The sequence below is a fragment of the Mycolicibacterium arabiense genome (assembly GCF_010731815.2).
Classification (GTDB): domain Bacteria; phylum Actinomycetota; class Actinomycetes; order Mycobacteriales; family Mycobacteriaceae; genus Mycobacterium; species Mycobacterium arabiense.
In genome coordinates this window covers 375,868-391,769 of sequence record NZ_AP022592.1, presented here as the reverse complement: position 1 = coordinate 391,769, position 15,902 = coordinate 375,868, and the positions used below count along the sequence as shown (strand labels likewise).

The following is a 15,902-nucleotide window of genomic DNA, read 5'->3' as shown; positions in this document are numbered from 1 at the left end:
CGCACGGCGAATGCGCCGTTGGTGGTGGTCGTTGGTGTGGGTGGTGGGTGATACTGCCGGTCATGTCCTTGCAGGGTCTGGTTGATGCGACGGCGCACGCGCTTGGTGGTGCCCGCGAGCTGTACGGTCAGGCTCCCGCGGCGTCGGGGTTGCCGTCGACGGGTGGGTTGCAGAGCCTCAAAGCCGATTTGAGTGCGTCGGTGGATTCGGTGCCGGCGAGTTGGCGGGGTAGTGGGGGAGAGCGCTACAAGCTGGCCGGCGGCAACGGGGCGGCCGCGCTGGACGACGTGGTCGGCGCCGACAATCGGGTCGGCCCTCAGGTGGTCACGGCGTCGAATGAGTCCCGCGATGGTCGTGCCGGGATGAACAACGTGGTTAGCGACACTCGGTCTGGGGTCAATGCGATCGCTCCCAGCACCGACACCCCTGCTGGTAAGCAGGTCCTGGTCAGCCACCTCGAAGGCCAGCTCGACCGCGCCAAAGCACTTCTCACCAAGTCCGAGCAGCGGAACATCGCGTTGGCGAACATGGTTCGCGCTGCGGGCGGTGGCTACGGCGGCGGTCGCGGCATGGGTGGCGGGATGCCCATGGGCGGCGGCATGGGCATGCCGGCGACGGGAGGTGGCATGGGTGGGGGATCACCGATGAGTGCCCTCGGCGGGGGGCTGGGCGGCTTGGGCGGCCTCTTCAACCCGATCACGAAGGCCGGGCTGGCCGGCAAGTCCTCGTCGGCGCCGTCCGGCCGCGCGAAGGGCGTTCCGGGTATGCCGGGGCTCGACCGGCCAGGCCTGGCCAACGAGGCCCGGCTGCAGAAGTACACCCGCCGGCTCAGCCGAGCGATCAGCGCCGCCTTCCCCGAGATCAGCGAGATCGGCGGGTATCGGCCGGATTCGAGGAAGTGGCATCCGTCCGGATTGGCGATCGACGTCATGATCCCGCAGTGGGATACCCCGGGCGGCAAGGCACTCGGCGATCGGGTGGTGCAGTTCGTTCAGGCCCACGCCCAGGATCTAGGCCTCGATCATGCAATCTGGCGCCAGGCTCAACACAACTCCGACGGAAGCTCCTCGGGGATGCCGGATCGCGGCGACGCGAACCAGAATCACTTCAACCACGTCCACATCGCCAGCATCGGCGGCGGGTACAGCGGTTACTGATCCTCGGCACGACCCGAGCAGCTATGTCAGTGCCTCGGCGGCCTTTTGGATGGATTCACGACTCTCATGCACCTCGCGCATGACCGCTATCGCGTCGTCAAAGGACTCGGCATCGGGCAAGCTGGCCGCGATGAGGCTCTCCATCTGACGCATGTTGGCATCCAGCGCGTTCAACGCTCCAACACGCGCACCAGGATCATTCAGCTCGCTGGTGAGTACCTCAAGACAGACGTCGCTGATCGCCACGACGGCTGAGGCGATCGATAGAGCTTGACCGTACTGGGTGGCGCTGCGCATCGCGGTCGTGGACGCCGCGCTCGGCGACGCTGGGACAGCCTGCTGAGTACGCCCGCGTGGCGGGACCCGTGGGGGGTCCTCACCATCGCGGATGGCCTGAAACGTGCCCCGAGGCCACTCCAGCGCGTCCTCGAGCTTGGGCACGGTGCTCACTCGAGGAGGCCCTGCACCACGTTCGAGCCGGGTGGCCGTACCCAAGGACACCCCCGCTAGCTCGGCGAGTCTGCGCTGACTCAAGCCCAGCTCGGCGCGGCGACGCGCAATGGAATCTCGGAGCCGCACCAGGGACGGATCAAGTGCATCGTCGCTGGCAGGCGTCGTGTCGCCAGCCTCGTCGTCGATGTCGCCTGTCACAACTCAAAGTGAACCACATGCAAGCCGAACAGACACGTATCTGACTAGGTGCCGCTTGCAGCTGCTATGGGCCCGTGTCCGCCGCCTTGGTGGTGCTTTTGGTACACAACTAAAGCACAATAACGACCTGTCGGTCGATGCCTGCAGAACGAATTTCCTACGTTCGCCGCAGCCACCGCCGGGCGACGCCCGCCTGCAGAGAGAGCCTGGTATGCCCAGTTCAAGGCCGGTCCCAGCGTCGCTGTCGCCGCCCGACAAGCCCGGAATATCGCCCAGATGTCGAGGCGGAATGGGGACAACCCGAGATTAGTGCTGCACAACTACGCCACGTTGGGGTTATGATCGCCGCATGCACAACAAGGGCCCAATTCAAGCTCACTTAGCGCCCAACTACGGAGGTGGTGTGATGACGCATCTAGTGGCCAACCCGATCAACATCGAAAACAACGGGCTATGCAACTACTCAGCCGACCCCGAGGAGTGGTTCGACTACCGCAAGGCCCGGGAGTGCAAGCGGATCTGCGGCAATTGCCCCCTACGCCAGAGGTGTGCCCGCACCGCCTTGGCAATCGGAGCCACCGATGGCGTCTGGGCCGGGGTCGATCTGCCCGGCGAACACGCCACGGTCGAGCAGCACGCCGTAGCCCGCCGGCAGCTGTCCATGGTGGTCGCCGCCATGGACCAACAGCCCGAGTCGCACCGGCAACGCTGCCTGGCGATTCGGGAGGCGATGCACTACGCGGCGTTCCCCGGCAACGGCGCCCTGGTCGAGGAAACGGCCAGTGCCTAGTCCAGGTCCGCGGACCTGCACCAACCGAATATTGCGGGACTACCTCGTCGCGGCGCTGCGCTGTTCCCCGCACCCGCTGACCACCACCGAGCTGCGCCAAGGGGCACCGCCGGTCGCCGTTCCGGGAAGCGTCCGACCCCTCCCCCCAACCCGGGAGACCATCTACCGGTTGCTGCGCAGCCTTCAAGGCGAAGGCATAGTCACCGCGGCCGACACCAACGCCTGCCGACGTGCGTGGATGGCCACCGCAGATCCGGCTGCTGACGACGAAATAGCCTCCCTCGATGCGCTTTTCAATGCTCCCAGTGCATCGACCGAGCATCAACCCTCGAAGTCTGCCCCGTGCCGGCGACGCCGCTGACCGCGGAAGTGCTGGCTGCGCTGGAGCGCGTCGGCTGCCCGGTTACCACCACGGACTTGATGCGGCTGCTCAACGACGGCCGAGCAACCCCGCTCGTCGTCGACCAGGTGTACCGAGCCGCGAATGCGCTGCGCGCCCGCGGAGCCGTTCGTCGCCTGAGCAACCCGAGCAACAAGCGGGTCCGATACTGGGAGGCCGCCGCCGAACCAGGTTCCTGTAGCTGCGGAGCGGCACAACGGGGCGCATCATGACCGCCGACACGAGTACCGGCGAGGAATCCCTGCGCTTGAGCGATTGGCTGCCCACCCTGCTGTCCGGGCGCCCGCACCAGGTCATCGGCGACGACCCCGCCGAGCCCTACCTCCTGCGGTGGTTCATCATCCCGCGAAACCCGATCGTCAACGTCTACCGGCACCGCTTCTGCCGATCCGATCCCAGTGTCCCGCACGATCATCCGTGGCATTTCGCGTCCGTCGTCCTGAAAGGCAGCTACCGAGAGATCAGCGAGCGTCGCACCATCGTGCGCCGGCCAGGATCGGTGGCATTCCGCCGCGCAAGCTCCCGCCACCGCGTCGAGCTGCTCGGACACCCGGTCACGACGGTGATCATCACCGGACCCCGCTGCCGCCGGTGGGGCTTCTGGTGCCCACGGCCAGCACAACCGCCCGCATTCGTGCCCTGGGAACAGTTCGGGTCCGGTGGTTGCGGCGAATACTCCACCCCTCCCACATCGACGACGAGGAACCGACCCCGATGAGCACGATCGCCGCAGATCAGATCACCCCGGCTCGGCCCACCACCGACACGGTGCCCAGCCGATTCTGGGAAGCGAATTTCATCGCTCTTCGAGAGTTCGCGGCGATTCATGGTCATGCCCGGCCCTCACGCGCGCACCAAACAGCCGATGGCCTCCTGCTCGGGGCATGGGTCGTCCGACAGCGGACGGCGTACGACAAGGGCGCGCTGGCCGAGGACCGAGCCCACCGGCTCGACGCACTGCCCGGATGGGTGTGGCGCCCCGAGTCTGAGCGCCGACGCAGCCGTGTGCCCAACACGACGACCTCACCCGAGGAGTCGAGATGCTGACGACGCAGCCGACGCCGCAGCGGGGGATGGGTGGCGACGTCGCCGCACCCTATGACTCCCCAACCGCCGAAATCGTGCGGGTGCTCGTGGCCCCGCGGCGTCGCCGGCAGTCGGAGTGCACCTGTGGGTGGCGCGGCCGCCGGCGAGTGTTGCGTTCCCTCAGTGTCCTCGACGCACTCGATCACGCGGCAAGGGCTGGATGCCACCCGGGGGTCCCGCTCGTCGACGTCGACATCGGCCGGCGGCCATGACGCCGGGGCCGCCGATGGGCATCACCGACCGGCGGATACGGGCGTTCTTCGCCGTCCGGGGTTACCCGGACCCCGCCACCGTCAGCCAGGAGAGGACAATATGGGCCGCAACAGAACACCGGACCCGAACCAACCGGATCTGTTCAGCATCCTCGACGAGGCAGGCGGTGACGGTGATCGATCCGGAGATCCTGAAGGCGGTGCAAACCTTCTACTCGACCGATCTGAGCCTGCCCGAGGAATGGACGCCGGAACAGCGGGAGCAGTTCTTGACGACCGAAGCGGACGACATCAGCTCGATGGCGGCCAGCATGGCCGAGGAGCTGTGGGAGAAAGCCATCGCGGCGTGGAGCCGCCAACGCAACGGCAAGACGCCGAACCACGCAACCAAGGTGGCCCTGCTGGAGGCGGCCCGGGCACAGGCAGCGCAGACGGTGCTCAACAACGAGCTGTACGACCTGATCCCGACCGACGAGACCACCCCCGAGTGGGAGACCCCGGACCCGATCCCGGACCCAGCCACAGTCAGCTGGGAGCAGCGCTGGACGCACCCGGCTCTGCAGACCGAGCCCAGCGAGGACCTCGAAGCGCTGATCGATCGCCTGTGGCCGGCCCCGGACTTCTCGGGACCGTTCCGGATCAAGGCGGGGTACCTGACGTCGGCCCGGGCCGAGGACGGCCAGCCGCTCCCCGCCCGCCCCGAGGACCCCTTGACCGCCGAGTTGGCGCAGATGATCTACCGCGACCTGCGAGCGGACGGCCTCCCCGAGCGGTAGGCCCCCAAGCCTCGCTGTTCGACGATCCAGTCGACCTCGACCTCGACCTCGACGGCGACATCGCAACGCTTACCGCTGAGACGGTCGACGCGCTCGAACCCGTCGAAGTCGACGACCCCGCGGCCACACCAGTACCCCCCGAACAGCCACTAACCCCACCACCGGCCCTCGCCCCCGAGGAGTTTCGCAGCGCCGCCGATTTCCCGGCCAGCACGGAGGTCCTGGTCCCGTCGGGTGCCAAAGCGCGCGCCCGCGCCAACCTGGCCGCCATCGAGATGGTCCACATGCTGCGCGACGCGCAGCGGCCGGCGACATCGCCCGAGCAGCGTGTCCTGGCCGCCTGGTCCGGGTGGGGCACCATCCCGCAGGTCTTCGACCCTCGCGCCGAGGACTTCGCCGCCGAGCGAGCTCAACTCACCGGCCTCCTCACCCCCGAGCAGTATCGTCGCGCCCAAGCCTCCATCCTCAACGCCCACTACACCGACCCCGCCGTGGTGTCCGCGATCTGGGATGCACTAGGCGCGGCGGGATTCTCCGGCGGCCCGGTGCTCGAACCAGGCTGTGGCAGCGGCACCTTCATCGGCCACGCTCCCGCGGGAACGACCATGGTCGGCGTCGAAGCAGACGACATCACCGCGGCCATCGCCGCGCTGCTCTACCCCTCGGCCCAGGTGCGCCACGAAGGCTTCGAAACCACTCGCGTCCCCGAGGCCAGCTTCACCGCCGCGATCGGCAACGTGCCGTTCGGCCGCTACGCATTGACCGACCCCCAGCACAATGCGCGCCGCCATAGCATTCACAACCACTTCATCATCAAATCGCTGTCCCTGGTCACACCAGGTGGTTATGTCGCCGTCCTGACGAGTCGATACACCATGGATTCGGTGAAAACGGCTGCGCGCGAGCATATTGCCCAGCGTGCGGACCTGATTGGAGCGCTGCGACTTCCCTCGCAGGCCTTTAGCCGGGTAGCCGGCACCGACGTTGTCACCGACCTGTTGATCTTCCGCCGCCGCACCGAGGCTCGTCCGTGGCCGCGTCTCAGCATCGACACTCTGGACTGGATCAACACCGAAACCGCCGATCTCGTCGACCCCCGCACGGGCGACGAGGACCAGGTGCCCATCAACGCCTACTTCCTGAACAACCCGCACCGAGTGCTGGGCACCACCGAACTCGGCCACGGTCTGCACGGGTCGGCGCAGCTCGCGGTCACCGGCCCCACCGGCCACCTCCTGGCAGACCAGATCCGCGACCAACTTCAGCCGATGATCGCGGCCGCCGTGGCCCGCGGCCAAGGCCTCACCGCCCGCAGCGACGACCTTCCCGACCGCGCGGCAACGCTTTTCGAGCCCGGCCTACGTACCCAGGCCACCCAAACCGACGATCCCCCGCTGTACACACTGCGCTACAACGCCGCCAGACACGGCATCGACTACTGGGCCGGCCACGGGTGGGAGCCCAACAAAACACCCAAGACGCTCATCGAGGAGACCCGGGAACTCATCGCCCTGCGCGAGGTCGCCACCGCACTCATTGCCGCGCAGCGCGACGGCGAGCCAGAACACGACCGCGAGCAGCTCCGCGCACACCTCAACACGCTCTACGACAACTACCTCAGCAAGCGCGGCCCCCTCAACCGCTTCGAATGGGTGTACCCGCCCGCAACACAGGACCGCCACGACAAACGCATCACCAAGCTCGAGAAGGAGTGGCGCGAAAAAGAAGGCACCACCGGACGTCCCTATGACGGGCCCGTTCCCGACGAAGTGTTCGAGCAATGGGAGACCGAAGCCTGGCAGCCACCGGAGCCGTTCAAGAAGTCTCAGCATCTTCGGGGCGGCATGCGGTATGACCCCGGCTGGGCGGTCGTGTCGGCACTGGAGGACTTCGACGACGAGACCGGGACCGCTACTAAGGCACCAATCTTCACCCGCGATGTACTCACCGCGGCCACCGAACGCGCCACCGCCGATACCCCCGAAGAAGCACTGGCGATGAGCCTGGACCGGACCAGGCGCGTCGACGTCGCCTTGATCTCCAAGCTGCTCGGCGTCGGCGACGACGACACCCGCGCCCTGCTCGACGGTCTGGTCTACCCCAGTCTCGATGACCCCGACGAGCTGATCCCGGCCACCACGGCGCTCTCGGGCAACGTGCGCTCCAAACTCACCGCCGCGATCGAGGCCGCCGACACCAACCCCGCCTACGAGCCCTACGTCGCAGCGCTGCGCGAGGTGCAACCCGAACAACGCGAGGCCGAAGACATCAAGGTCCGCCCCGGCGCACCCTGGATCCCCGCCGCGGTCGTCGCGGCCTTCGCCGAGAAGACCTTCGGCGTCAACGGCGTCAAGGCCGAACACATCGGGGGCCGTTGGACGGTTGACGTCGCCAAGTACAAGCGCAACGGCCGCCTCATGACCGACGACTGGGGCCTGCAGAAACGCAACTTCGACGCGGTGAGTCTGCTCGAAGCTGTCTGCAACTCCAAGGCCGTGGTAATCACCACCGAAGAGGGCGACGTCGACGCCCAAGCCACCTTCGCCGCCCAAGCCAAATGCGCGAAGATCACCGAAGAATTCACCCGATGGCTGTGGTCTGACGACCAGCGCCGCGACACCCTCGTCGCCGAGTACAACCGCCGCTTCAACTCCCTGCGCGCCCCCGTCTACGACGGCAGCCAACTACGCCTACCCGGACTCTCCGACCACTTCACCCCGCACAGCTACCAGCGCAACGCCGTCGCCCGCATCACCAACGAGCCCTCCACTTTGCTCGACCACGTGGTCGGTGCCGGCAAGACCGGCACCATGCTCATGGCCGCCATGGAACTGCGGCGACTCGGCCTGGTCCGCCAGCCCTGGATCGTGGTGCCCAACCACATCATCGAGCAGGTCGGACGCGAAGCCAAGCAGTGGTACCCAGCGGCCAACGTCCTGCTCGGGTCCGCGGCCACCAACGACGAGGGCCGCCGGCGGTTCATCGCCCAGAGCGCAGCCAGCGAATGGGACATGGTGATCGTGCCGCAATCGGCGTTTACCGCGATCAACGTGTCCAACGACGTCCGCACCGCCTACGCCGAAAAGCAACTCGACGAGCTGCGGGCACAATTGGAGAACGCCACCGTCGAGCGCAGTCAGAAGGCCATCATGCGGGCCATCAAGGCTGCCCAGGCCCGGCTAGAGAAGCTGATGGCGGCCGAAACCAAAGACGCGGGTTTACGTTTCGAGGAGTCGGGCTGCGACTACCTGTTGATCGACGAAGCGCACATGTACAAGAACAAGCAGCGCGTGTGCAACATCGAGGAACTGTCGTGCGCGAAGGCCGCGCAGCGGGCAGAGGACCTCAGCCTCAAACTCGACGTCCTACGGGAACGGCGCCGCGACGAGGCGCGGGCCCGCGGCATCCCCGAACACGCCGTCGTCGAGCGCGTCGCCACCTTCGCCACCGGAACGCCGATCGCCAACTCCCTCGGCGAGCTGTGGGTGATGCAGACCTATCTGCGACCCGACCTGTTACACGCCGCCGGGGTCGCCGACCTGGGGGACTGGGGAGCGGCGTTCACCGCCACCCACACCAGCATCGAGGTCAACTCGACCGGCACCAAACTGCGGCCCGTCACCCGCGTCGCGAAATACACCAACCTGCCCGAGCTGCTCGCACTGTCGGGTGCCTACACCGACGTCGTCACCCGCGACCAGGTGCCCGTCGCGCTACCCGAGCTGCGCACCGGTGCCCGCCAGATCGTCAGCCTCCAACCCGACATCGAACTGATCGACTTCATCAGCGACCTCGGATGGCGCGCAGACCATCTCGATGCGCGAAAACCGCAGCGCGACAACATCCTCAAGATCAGCAACGACGGACGCAACGCCTCCCTAGACCCCCGGATGGCGCATCTGGGCATGCCCAGTCACAGCCGGGCAGCAGAGGTCGCCCAACGGGCGATGGAGGTGCATCGACGCCTGGCCGATCGCCAGTACCGGGATCGCGACACCGGCGAACTGCTCCCTGCGCGTGGACCGCTGCAGCTGATGTTCTGCGACCGCGGCACCCCGTCGAAGGACCCGCGCCAATTCACCATCTACCAAGCCATCAAAGACGAACTCGTCGCTCAAGGAATGCCGCCCGAGGCGGTGCGGTTCGTCCACGAAGCCCGCAAGCCAGCGCAGCTCAAAGCCTTGTTCGCGCAATGCAATCGCGGCGAGGTCTCCGTGCTGATCGGCAGTACCGAGAAGATGGGCACCGGCACCAACGTGCAGTCGCGCCTCTCCGCGCTGCATCACGTCGACGTCCCGTGGCGGCCAGCCGACCTGGAGCAGCGCGAGGGACGAATCCTGCGCCAAGGCAACCAGAACGAGGAGATCGACATATTCAACTACGTCACCGAGTCGAGCTACGACACGGTGATGTGGCAGCGCGTCCAAGCCAAGGCAATGTTCATCGAGCAGATGCGGCGCAGTGAAGTCCTCGACTCCGAAATCGAAGACCTCAGCGGAGGCGACATCGGGGCCGCAGCCGCCGAGACCAAGGCCATCGCCACCGGCGACCCCCGCTACCTGCGCCAAGTCGAACTCGACGACACCGTGCGGCGGTTGACCGCGTTGGAGCGCGCCCACCAGCAGTCCGTGCGCAACCGCAACTGGCAGGTGCGGGTACTGGAACGCGCCATCCCCGCCAAGCAAGCCGACATCGAGCAGATCGCACCGGCGGCCGCAGCCGCCCAAGCGCGCGGCGACGCGCCGCACCGCATCGTGATCGGCGCCCAAACCTTCACCGATCGAACCGAGGCCGCGGCGGCGCTCACCGTGGCGTGCCGGCGCGCCTACATGGCCGGCAAAGACCGCGGTGCCTCCCGTTACGAACCGATCGGCGCCTCCATCAACGGGATCGAGGTCCTAGGCGCCCGCGACCTCACCCACGACATGCTGCTGCTGCGCCTGGACGTGCCCTCGCGTACCACCGAGATCGACGCCACCGAGCTACTGGCCGCCGGATCACAACTCGGGCTCGACGTCTCCGGGCCCAAGCAGCTCGGCCTGCTACGGCGCGCCCAGAACCTCTACACCGGTCTGCCCGAACACCACGCGCGCCTGCAGCGAGAACAGGAGCGTCAACGCGACGAACTCGACGACCTGCTGGCCAATCCGCCGGCACCCTTCGAGCAGCGCAACCAGCTGGAAGCGAAACAGGCAGAACTGTCCGCCCTCACCTTGGAGTTGCGGATGGCCGCCGAGAGCCCCGAAGCCAAGGCCAGAGCCGAGGCCGCCGCCCAGCGGATGAAGATGCGCGGCCGCGAACCCGGTTGGAGTCTGACCCTCAATCCCACACCGGCGCTGGTGGAAGAACTGGGCTACCCCAACGCCGACGCGGTGCGCCGAGCCGTGCGAATCCGCGAACGCATCGCCCTCGAACGCCACCAACGCGACACCAGCGTCCGCGACCACGACCGCTCACGCGACGAGGACGGACCAGAACTCAGCCACTGAGCCCCACACCGCCACTCGGGGGAACCAGCCGCGCCGAGGGCTCTGCTGACCCTTCGCCTCACCACCAGGGTATTGCGTCACTGTGACGGGAGTCGCCCGAGTACCGGCGGTCACGGGGCACAGACCGGTCGCGTCTGCATGCCCCGCACCAAGGTGACGTGCGACCGCACCCCCGCCGTGAGAGCACAGCGCTGGCTGGCCGCGGGAGGAAGGGGCTTAGATCAGGCTCGGGGGGATGGCGGGTCCGGCATTGGGGCCGGCACCCGCGCCACCAGGATCGATGGGCTCCATCCAGCTTTCGTCGGTTTCGCCGTCCCAGTCATCCCACGGGTCCGAGGCGGCGGCGAACTGGTGGCCCACCGTCTGGAAGTTCGACGCCAGACGCGTCGACATCTCCTGGGCGTTTCTGGCCACCCGCTTGGCCTCGGACGCCTTCTGGTCCAGGAACTGCGCGAGCTGCTCGCGACCGGCCGCGGTGCCCAGGCTCGGCTGCAACGCGGCAACGCCCAGCTTGATCTCCTGCTGAATCCGCTGCAGCTGCATCTTGGACTGGGCGTCAGCGGCGTGAGCGTTGGTGATGTTGTGGGCCAGCCCCTGATCGGCGTGGTTCAGCGCGTCACGTGTCTTCCGCAGAGCCGCATCGGCCGCGTCGGCTTCCTCGGCGCCCTTGCCCGACCATCCGGCCGGCAGCACGGAGCCCGGGGGATAGGGGCGATGGTCTGGAACCCAAACACCTGATCCCTCCGGCGACTCCGTGTATCTCGGCCCCATCGGATAGTGCGGGGGACCCAGTTCGCCCGGCTTCTTGAGGATGACATCTCCGTCGCCATGGATGCCGTCCAGCGTCGAGCGCGGCATCCCCGAGGAAGTGTGCATGTCTTGCTCGGGAACGTAGGGCGGGTACTGCGGAACGTCCGGTGTGAGGTCATCCCACGTCGGAATCTGCGGGTAGTAACTTGGCGGCAGCGTCGGGTCCGGCGTCGGCGTGTCCAACAGCACGTTGCCGCCGCCCAGACCACCAATGCCCGTCACCAGGTCGTTGACCTGTTGATCCCAGAAGCCCACGCCCATGAGATTAGTTGCACTCTCGGCGCCGCCGCCACCAGCAACGCCCACATCGCCGCCAAAATGGCACCGTCAGGGGACACCGGTTTGCACCCGGGCGGCCAGAAACCTCCCCGGCGGTCATCGAGGTGGCGCATGCTCGCCTCCTCCTCTTCGGGGTGATCTCGACCCGGAGACGGTCGTGCACTTCTTCGACCTCCGGTTCTTAACTCAACACGTCGCGCAGCGGATTTACGGCCGCGCGATGACCTTGGTCCCGAAGAGATGATTCGCGGTGGCCGCCGCTAAGTCCCGCGGATTGGTAACGGGTGTACGATGGTGTTAATCGCCGTTAGTTGCAATGAAGGGTTGATGACATGACCGTAGACGAACTCGATCAGCTGTTGCGGGATCGCTTCGACCTGGGGCGCGATGATCTCATCGCCGCCCTCAAGGCCTTGCCCGCCCACCGACCGTGGGCCACCCAGCTCACCGCCGCCGAGGCTCAACTGCTCGATGACGCAGGCTTCACCGAGGACCCCGGGGCCTACGCAGAGACCGCCGCCGACGTCACCGCCCACATGGGCCGCATCTACAGCACGGCCTACACCGCCGCCGAGGTCGCCATGGGCCTGGGCGTCAACGATTCCCGAGTGAGGCAGCGCCGCCTCAACCACACGGTGTGGGCGATCGACGACGGCGGCACGTGGGTGTATCCGTCGCTGCAGTTCGACACGGTGCACAACGGTCGGGACTCGCTGACGCTCAAGTACGTCCGCGGGCTCGACCGAGTGTTGCCCCACCTGTTGCCCCGTGGTCTGCACCCCACCTCGGTCGCCGGGTTCCTCCTGACACCCCAGTCCGAATTGCTCATCGACGGACAGCCGAAGTCGGTCAGGGAGTGGCTGCTCCATGGCCAGCCCGTGGAACCGGTGCTCAACCTCATCGACGTCGCCGACTGGGCGGCCACGTGACACCGGGCCCGATGCTGCCTGATCCTCCATCTGCGCACGAGCTGCGCGCACTTGGGTTGCACACCGGCGAGACGCGCGTCATCACACCCGATGAGGTGTGGTGGCGGATGCACAAGACCGAAGGTGAGCACGTCCTGGCCTGGAATGCCCTGCGCACGTTCGGTCCACTGCTGCGCTTCGACCCCCACCGCCTCCCTCGGGCCGAGGATCCCGAACGCGGTGTCTGGTACGGCGCGTCCACACCCGATGCTGCACTGGCAGAGGCGTTTCAAGTCGACCGCACGATCGACCGCCAACGACACGCCCCCTACCTGACCGGCCTGTCGTTCACCCGAGCGCTCACCGTCCTCGACGTCGCCGCCGACAGTCACGGCGCTTGGGCGACGCGAGCCGGAGGCACCTACGCCATCTCCACCGGTCCCCACACCATCACCCAGGCCTGGGCACGCCACATCGTCGATGCCCACCCCACAATCGACGGCATGCGATACAACAGCCGGTTCGCCGGCGCACCATGCCTGGCACTGTTCGCACCCGCGGCCCGGGCGATGCCGGACCGCCCGAATCTCTCGCTGCCACTGACCCACCCGGACCTAGCGACCCGCATCGCGGGCGCAGCAAAGCGATTGGGCTACGCCGTCGTGTGAGCGATGAGTCGATACCTCGTATCGATGGCGCGGCGCCGACAAGCCAAGCAATCCCACGCTTTCGGGGCTCGGGGGAGCGCGGAGCAGCCGGAGTGTGTCTGGCGCCTTGCAGTTCTCGATTCTGGTGGGGTATCGGAGTCAATTCAAGGCGCGTAGCCCTCGACGAACAGCCGACCGTCGTCGTAGACCAGGGCAGTCAACACACCGGGCGCGGCGGCCAGCGCCATAATGGACCCACCGGCGAGGGGTCGGGTCGCGGCGATCTGGCAGGTGGCTCGGTCGACGGCCTGTAGGCCGGCGTCGCGATCACGGGTCTTGGTGATGAGCTCGCGGCCCAGCCACACCGTCTCGGCGCGGTCCTTGTCCCACCGGCCGCCGGTTGCGAAACCGGTGGGCAGGGTGCAGGTTTGGGCGCCGTCGATACCGTGCAGGGCTTGCTGATACTCGCGCGGACCTGTACGGGTGACGACGACGAAGTCGCCGACCGGCCAGCGGGACGCTTCGATGCGCGCGTCACCGAAGTCGGTGACCGCGCCGGTGCCGCCTTCGATGTAGAGCTGCGCGTGCGGCGACTGGTAGGGCCCGCTCGAGTAGTCCGGGGTACCCCAGGACACGTCGACCGCCGAGCCGTCGCGACCGGCAGACTGAGCGGTCGAGTCTGATGAGACATCCTGGCGGGTCAAGAGATCCTTCGCGAACCGCGTCTCGCCACTTGCGGGGTCGAGTGCCACCACGCGGATGGTCGAGGTCCGTTCGTCCTCGGCGCGGCACTGCTCGATCCCCACGACCGTGGTGGCGGTGTCGGCCACCCGCACGTACCCGCACGAGGACGGGCTGGGCACTTGCCACAGCTGATTGCCGGTGCGCGGATCGAAGGCGGTCCACACCTGGCGGCCCCGCGCCACAAGGAACGGCGACGGCGCGCCGCGTCTGCCTGCGTAGTAGGCGTCGCTGAGCACCGGTCCCGTTGCCGACCACAGCTGTTGACCGGTGACGGCGTCGAGACCGACGAACACCGACAGTTCCTCGGAATCAGCGCCGGGGTTGCGCGTCTTGAGCGCCACGATCACCGCGCTCGCCTCGTCGTAGGTTTGAACGGCCACGATCCGCACCGCCGACGGGCCGGTGCGGCGGTAATGCCAGCGCTCCACACCCGTTGAGCCGTAGGCGGTGATGTCGTCGAGGTTCTCTTGCCACAGCATGAACCCGGCACCAGCACCGTAGAGGTGTAGCGACTCAGGCGGTTCCCTCGGCCCGAGAACGCCGACGGGGACGCGGAACGCCCGTTCGCCCAGCGCCTGGGGCACCGCGGGCACGTCGACCTCGGCTGCGGTCGTGGCATCGAGGCCGTGCGATCCGAGCGCAGACCACCACGTGCCCCCGGCCATGACGACCGCGACGACCAACCCGACCGCACTGCCGACGCGCAACGCGGTCGGTCGGCGGCCACCGCGCCGGCCCGCAGCGGCGGAACCGGCAGCCACCGCCACTGCGCCGGCGATGGTCAACCAATACACCACCGCGAACAGCGGCTGCTGCGGACTCAGCGGCTCGTTGCCATACCCGAGCCGGAACGACACCGGCTGCTCCAACCCCACGGCAAGCAGGCCGATGATGGCCACCGACGTGCCGACCACACCCAAGGCGCTACCGCCGGAGCGGCGCAGAGCAATCAACACCCACCCCAGCAACGTCGCCGCGGTGGCGGTGAAGACCCACAGAAAGATCGGTACGACACGAAAGTCGCACTCACCCAGACAGTTCGGTCCGGTGGCGATCAGCGACCCGCAGAGCCCGAGCACCACCGCCACCGCCAACACCGTCACGCTAAAGCCGACGAAGGCATACCGCACCCTGGAGAGCATGTCGGGCGCGAAAGCCGTTGCATCACACACCCACTGATCCTCACACGACGGGTCTGGGGTTCCGTGCACCAGTTTCTCCACCGCGACTCAGATCCGAAGAGAACCGAAGCGATCGGGATCAGACGCCCCGTGTGTCCACCTGCGAGACCACCGACCACTGTGGGTCGACGAATGGGAAGGCGCCTCCGGCGACCGAATGCGACGCTTCGATCAAGCCCCATTCGACGTGGGCGCCGCCATCCTCACCATCCGCGGGATGCAACTCCCCGACGGGCATACAGACCGCAGCATCCTTCTCGAGCTGCACAAGGAGTTCCAGGCTTGCGGCGAGGACATGACGCCGGAGAAGGCCGCCGGCTGGCGGCGATGCTGCAGAATTTCGCCGACACCTGCGAGATCGTCGACGAGGCTGCGCGATGAGTACGACGTTCGTACGGGCGCTTTGCTGCGACTGCGGTCAACTGCGCGACATCAGCACCCGCGCCGGCCGCAGGAATGACGACAACAAGAGCTTCGACGACGGGGTCCATCCCGCAGGATGGCGCATGACTCAGACGTTGAAGTGCTCGAACTGCGGTCAGCTGACTCGACACGCCACCCTCCGTGATGACGTCGGGGCTGAGTACCGGGATCGCGCCGAGGAACGTATGACGGGTTGTCCCGTCTGCGAGGCCGAGGACCACGAACCATGCATCTGCCCCGTGTCCGGAGGTCCGCTCGGCCTCACGCACAGAGGGCGACAAAGTCGGATGGAACCGAACATCGACCAATGACGTCCAACTAAAGGGTGTCGGTCACGGTGGACGCCCCT

At 67.2% G+C, this 15,902-nt stretch carries 12 protein-coding genes; 9 read left to right on the top strand and 3 right to left on the bottom strand.

Annotated elements, in window-relative coordinates; translation table 11 throughout:
* The first annotated feature begins 62 nt into the window (after nt 1–62).
* A complete protein-coding gene (locus tag G6N61_RS01425; RefSeq protein ID WP_163916530.1) occupies nt 63–1,157 on the top strand; it encodes a VldE C-terminal domain-containing protein in 1,095 nt (364 codons plus the stop codon).
* A 21-nt stretch (nt 1,158–1,178) separates the two neighbouring features.
* On the opposite strand, the gene G6N61_RS01420 is transcribed toward G6N61_RS01425, so the two are convergent.
* Nucleotides 1,179–1,808, bottom strand: a complete 630-nt coding sequence (locus G6N61_RS01420; RefSeq protein ID WP_163916527.1) for a helix-turn-helix domain-containing protein — start codon at nt 1,806–1,808, stop codon at nt 1,179–1,181.
* A gap of 406 nt (nt 1,809–2,214) precedes the next feature.
* On the opposite strand from G6N61_RS01420, the gene G6N61_RS01415 reads away from it, so the two are divergent.
* The 6 genes from G6N61_RS01415 (at nt 2,215) to G6N61_RS01390 (ending at nt 10,561) form a co-directional block, all read left to right on the top strand.
* Nucleotides 2,215–2,598, top strand: coding sequence for a WhiB family transcriptional regulator (locus tag G6N61_RS01415; RefSeq protein WP_163916525.1), 384 nt, complete (start codon nt 2,215–2,217; stop codon nt 2,596–2,598).
* Nucleotides 2,599–2,940: 342 nt separating this feature from the next.
* Nucleotides 2,941–3,210 (top strand): hypothetical protein, encoded by a 270-nt coding sequence (locus G6N61_RS01410; protein ID WP_163916523.1) that lies wholly within the window; start codon nt 2,941–2,943, stop codon nt 3,208–3,210.
* Nucleotides 3,207–3,716: a hypothetical protein gene (locus G6N61_RS01405; RefSeq protein WP_163916520.1), complete on the top strand. Its 510-nt coding sequence runs from the start codon at nt 3,207–3,209 to the stop codon at nt 3,714–3,716. The genes G6N61_RS01410 and G6N61_RS01405 overlap by 4 nt, the downstream gene beginning before the upstream one ends.
* Nucleotides 3,713–4,045, top strand: coding sequence for a helicase associated domain-containing protein (locus G6N61_RS31315; protein WP_163916518.1), 333 nt, complete (start codon nt 3,713–3,715; stop codon nt 4,043–4,045). The genes G6N61_RS01405 and G6N61_RS31315 overlap by 4 nt, the downstream gene beginning before the upstream one ends.
* 418 nt (nt 4,046–4,463) lie before the next feature.
* Nucleotides 4,464–5,072, top strand: a complete 609-nt coding sequence (locus G6N61_RS01395) for a hypothetical protein (RefSeq protein WP_235887096.1) — start codon at nt 4,464–4,466, stop codon at nt 5,070–5,072.
* A gap of 284 nt (nt 5,073–5,356) precedes the next feature.
* On the top strand, nt 5,357–10,561 hold the full coding sequence (locus G6N61_RS01390; RefSeq protein WP_235887095.1) for a helicase-like domain-containing protein: 5,205 nt from the start codon (nt 5,357–5,359) through the stop codon (nt 10,559–10,561).
* 216 nt (nt 10,562–10,777) lie between these two features.
* Here G6N61_RS01390 and G6N61_RS01385 read toward each other — a convergent pair whose 3' ends face one another.
* Nucleotides 10,778–11,626: a DUF4226 domain-containing protein gene (locus tag G6N61_RS01385; RefSeq protein ID WP_163916514.1), complete on the bottom strand. Its 849-nt coding sequence runs from the start codon at nt 11,624–11,626 to the stop codon at nt 10,778–10,780.
* 356 nt (nt 11,627–11,982) lie between these two features.
* Here G6N61_RS01385 and G6N61_RS01380 point away from each other — a divergent pair, with 356 nt between their 5' ends.
* Both G6N61_RS01380 and G6N61_RS01375 read left to right on the top strand, forming a co-directional pair.
* Nucleotides 11,983–12,579, top strand: a complete 597-nt coding sequence (locus tag G6N61_RS01380; RefSeq protein ID WP_163916512.1) for a DNA-binding protein — start codon at nt 11,983–11,985, stop codon at nt 12,577–12,579.
* A gap of 11 nt (nt 12,580–12,590) precedes the next feature.
* Entirely contained in the window at nt 12,591–13,226 is a 636-nt protein-coding gene (locus tag G6N61_RS01375; RefSeq protein WP_407666237.1) for an RES family NAD+ phosphorylase, read from the top strand.
* A gap of 143 nt (nt 13,227–13,369) precedes the next feature.
* Here G6N61_RS01375 and G6N61_RS01370 read toward each other — a convergent pair whose 3' ends face one another.
* Nucleotides 13,370–15,121 (bottom strand): BamB-related PQQ repeat family beta-propellar protein, encoded by a 1,752-nt coding sequence (locus G6N61_RS01370; protein ID WP_163916510.1) that lies wholly within the window; start codon nt 15,119–15,121, stop codon nt 13,370–13,372.
* Between the last annotated feature and the right edge of the window lie 781 nt (nt 15,122–15,902).

What these genes read in the sequence shown, in the direction of transcription:
- G6N61_RS01425 (WP_163916530.1), top strand. Translation starts at nt 63, where the DNA reads ATGTCCTTGCAGGGTCTGGTTGATGCGACGGCGCACGCGCTTGGTGGT.
- G6N61_RS01415 (WP_163916525.1), top strand. Translation starts at nt 2,215, where the DNA reads ATGACGCATCTAGTGGCCAACCCGATCAACATCGAAAACAACGGGCTA.
- G6N61_RS01405 (WP_163916520.1), top strand. Translation starts at nt 3,207, where the DNA reads ATGACCGCCGACACGAGTACCGGCGAGGAATCCCTGCGCTTGAGCGAT.
- G6N61_RS31315 (WP_163916518.1), top strand. Translation starts at nt 3,713, where the DNA reads ATGAGCACGATCGCCGCAGATCAGATCACCCCGGCTCGGCCCACCACC.
- G6N61_RS01390 (WP_235887095.1), top strand. Translation starts at nt 5,357, where the DNA reads ATGCTGCGCGACGCGCAGCGGCCGGCGACATCGCCCGAGCAGCGTGTC.
- G6N61_RS01380 (WP_163916512.1), top strand. Translation starts at nt 11,983, where the DNA reads ATGACCGTAGACGAACTCGATCAGCTGTTGCGGGATCGCTTCGACCTG.
- G6N61_RS01375 (WP_407666237.1), top strand. Translation starts at nt 12,591, where the DNA reads ATGCTGCCTGATCCTCCATCTGCGCACGAGCTGCGCGCACTTGGGTTG.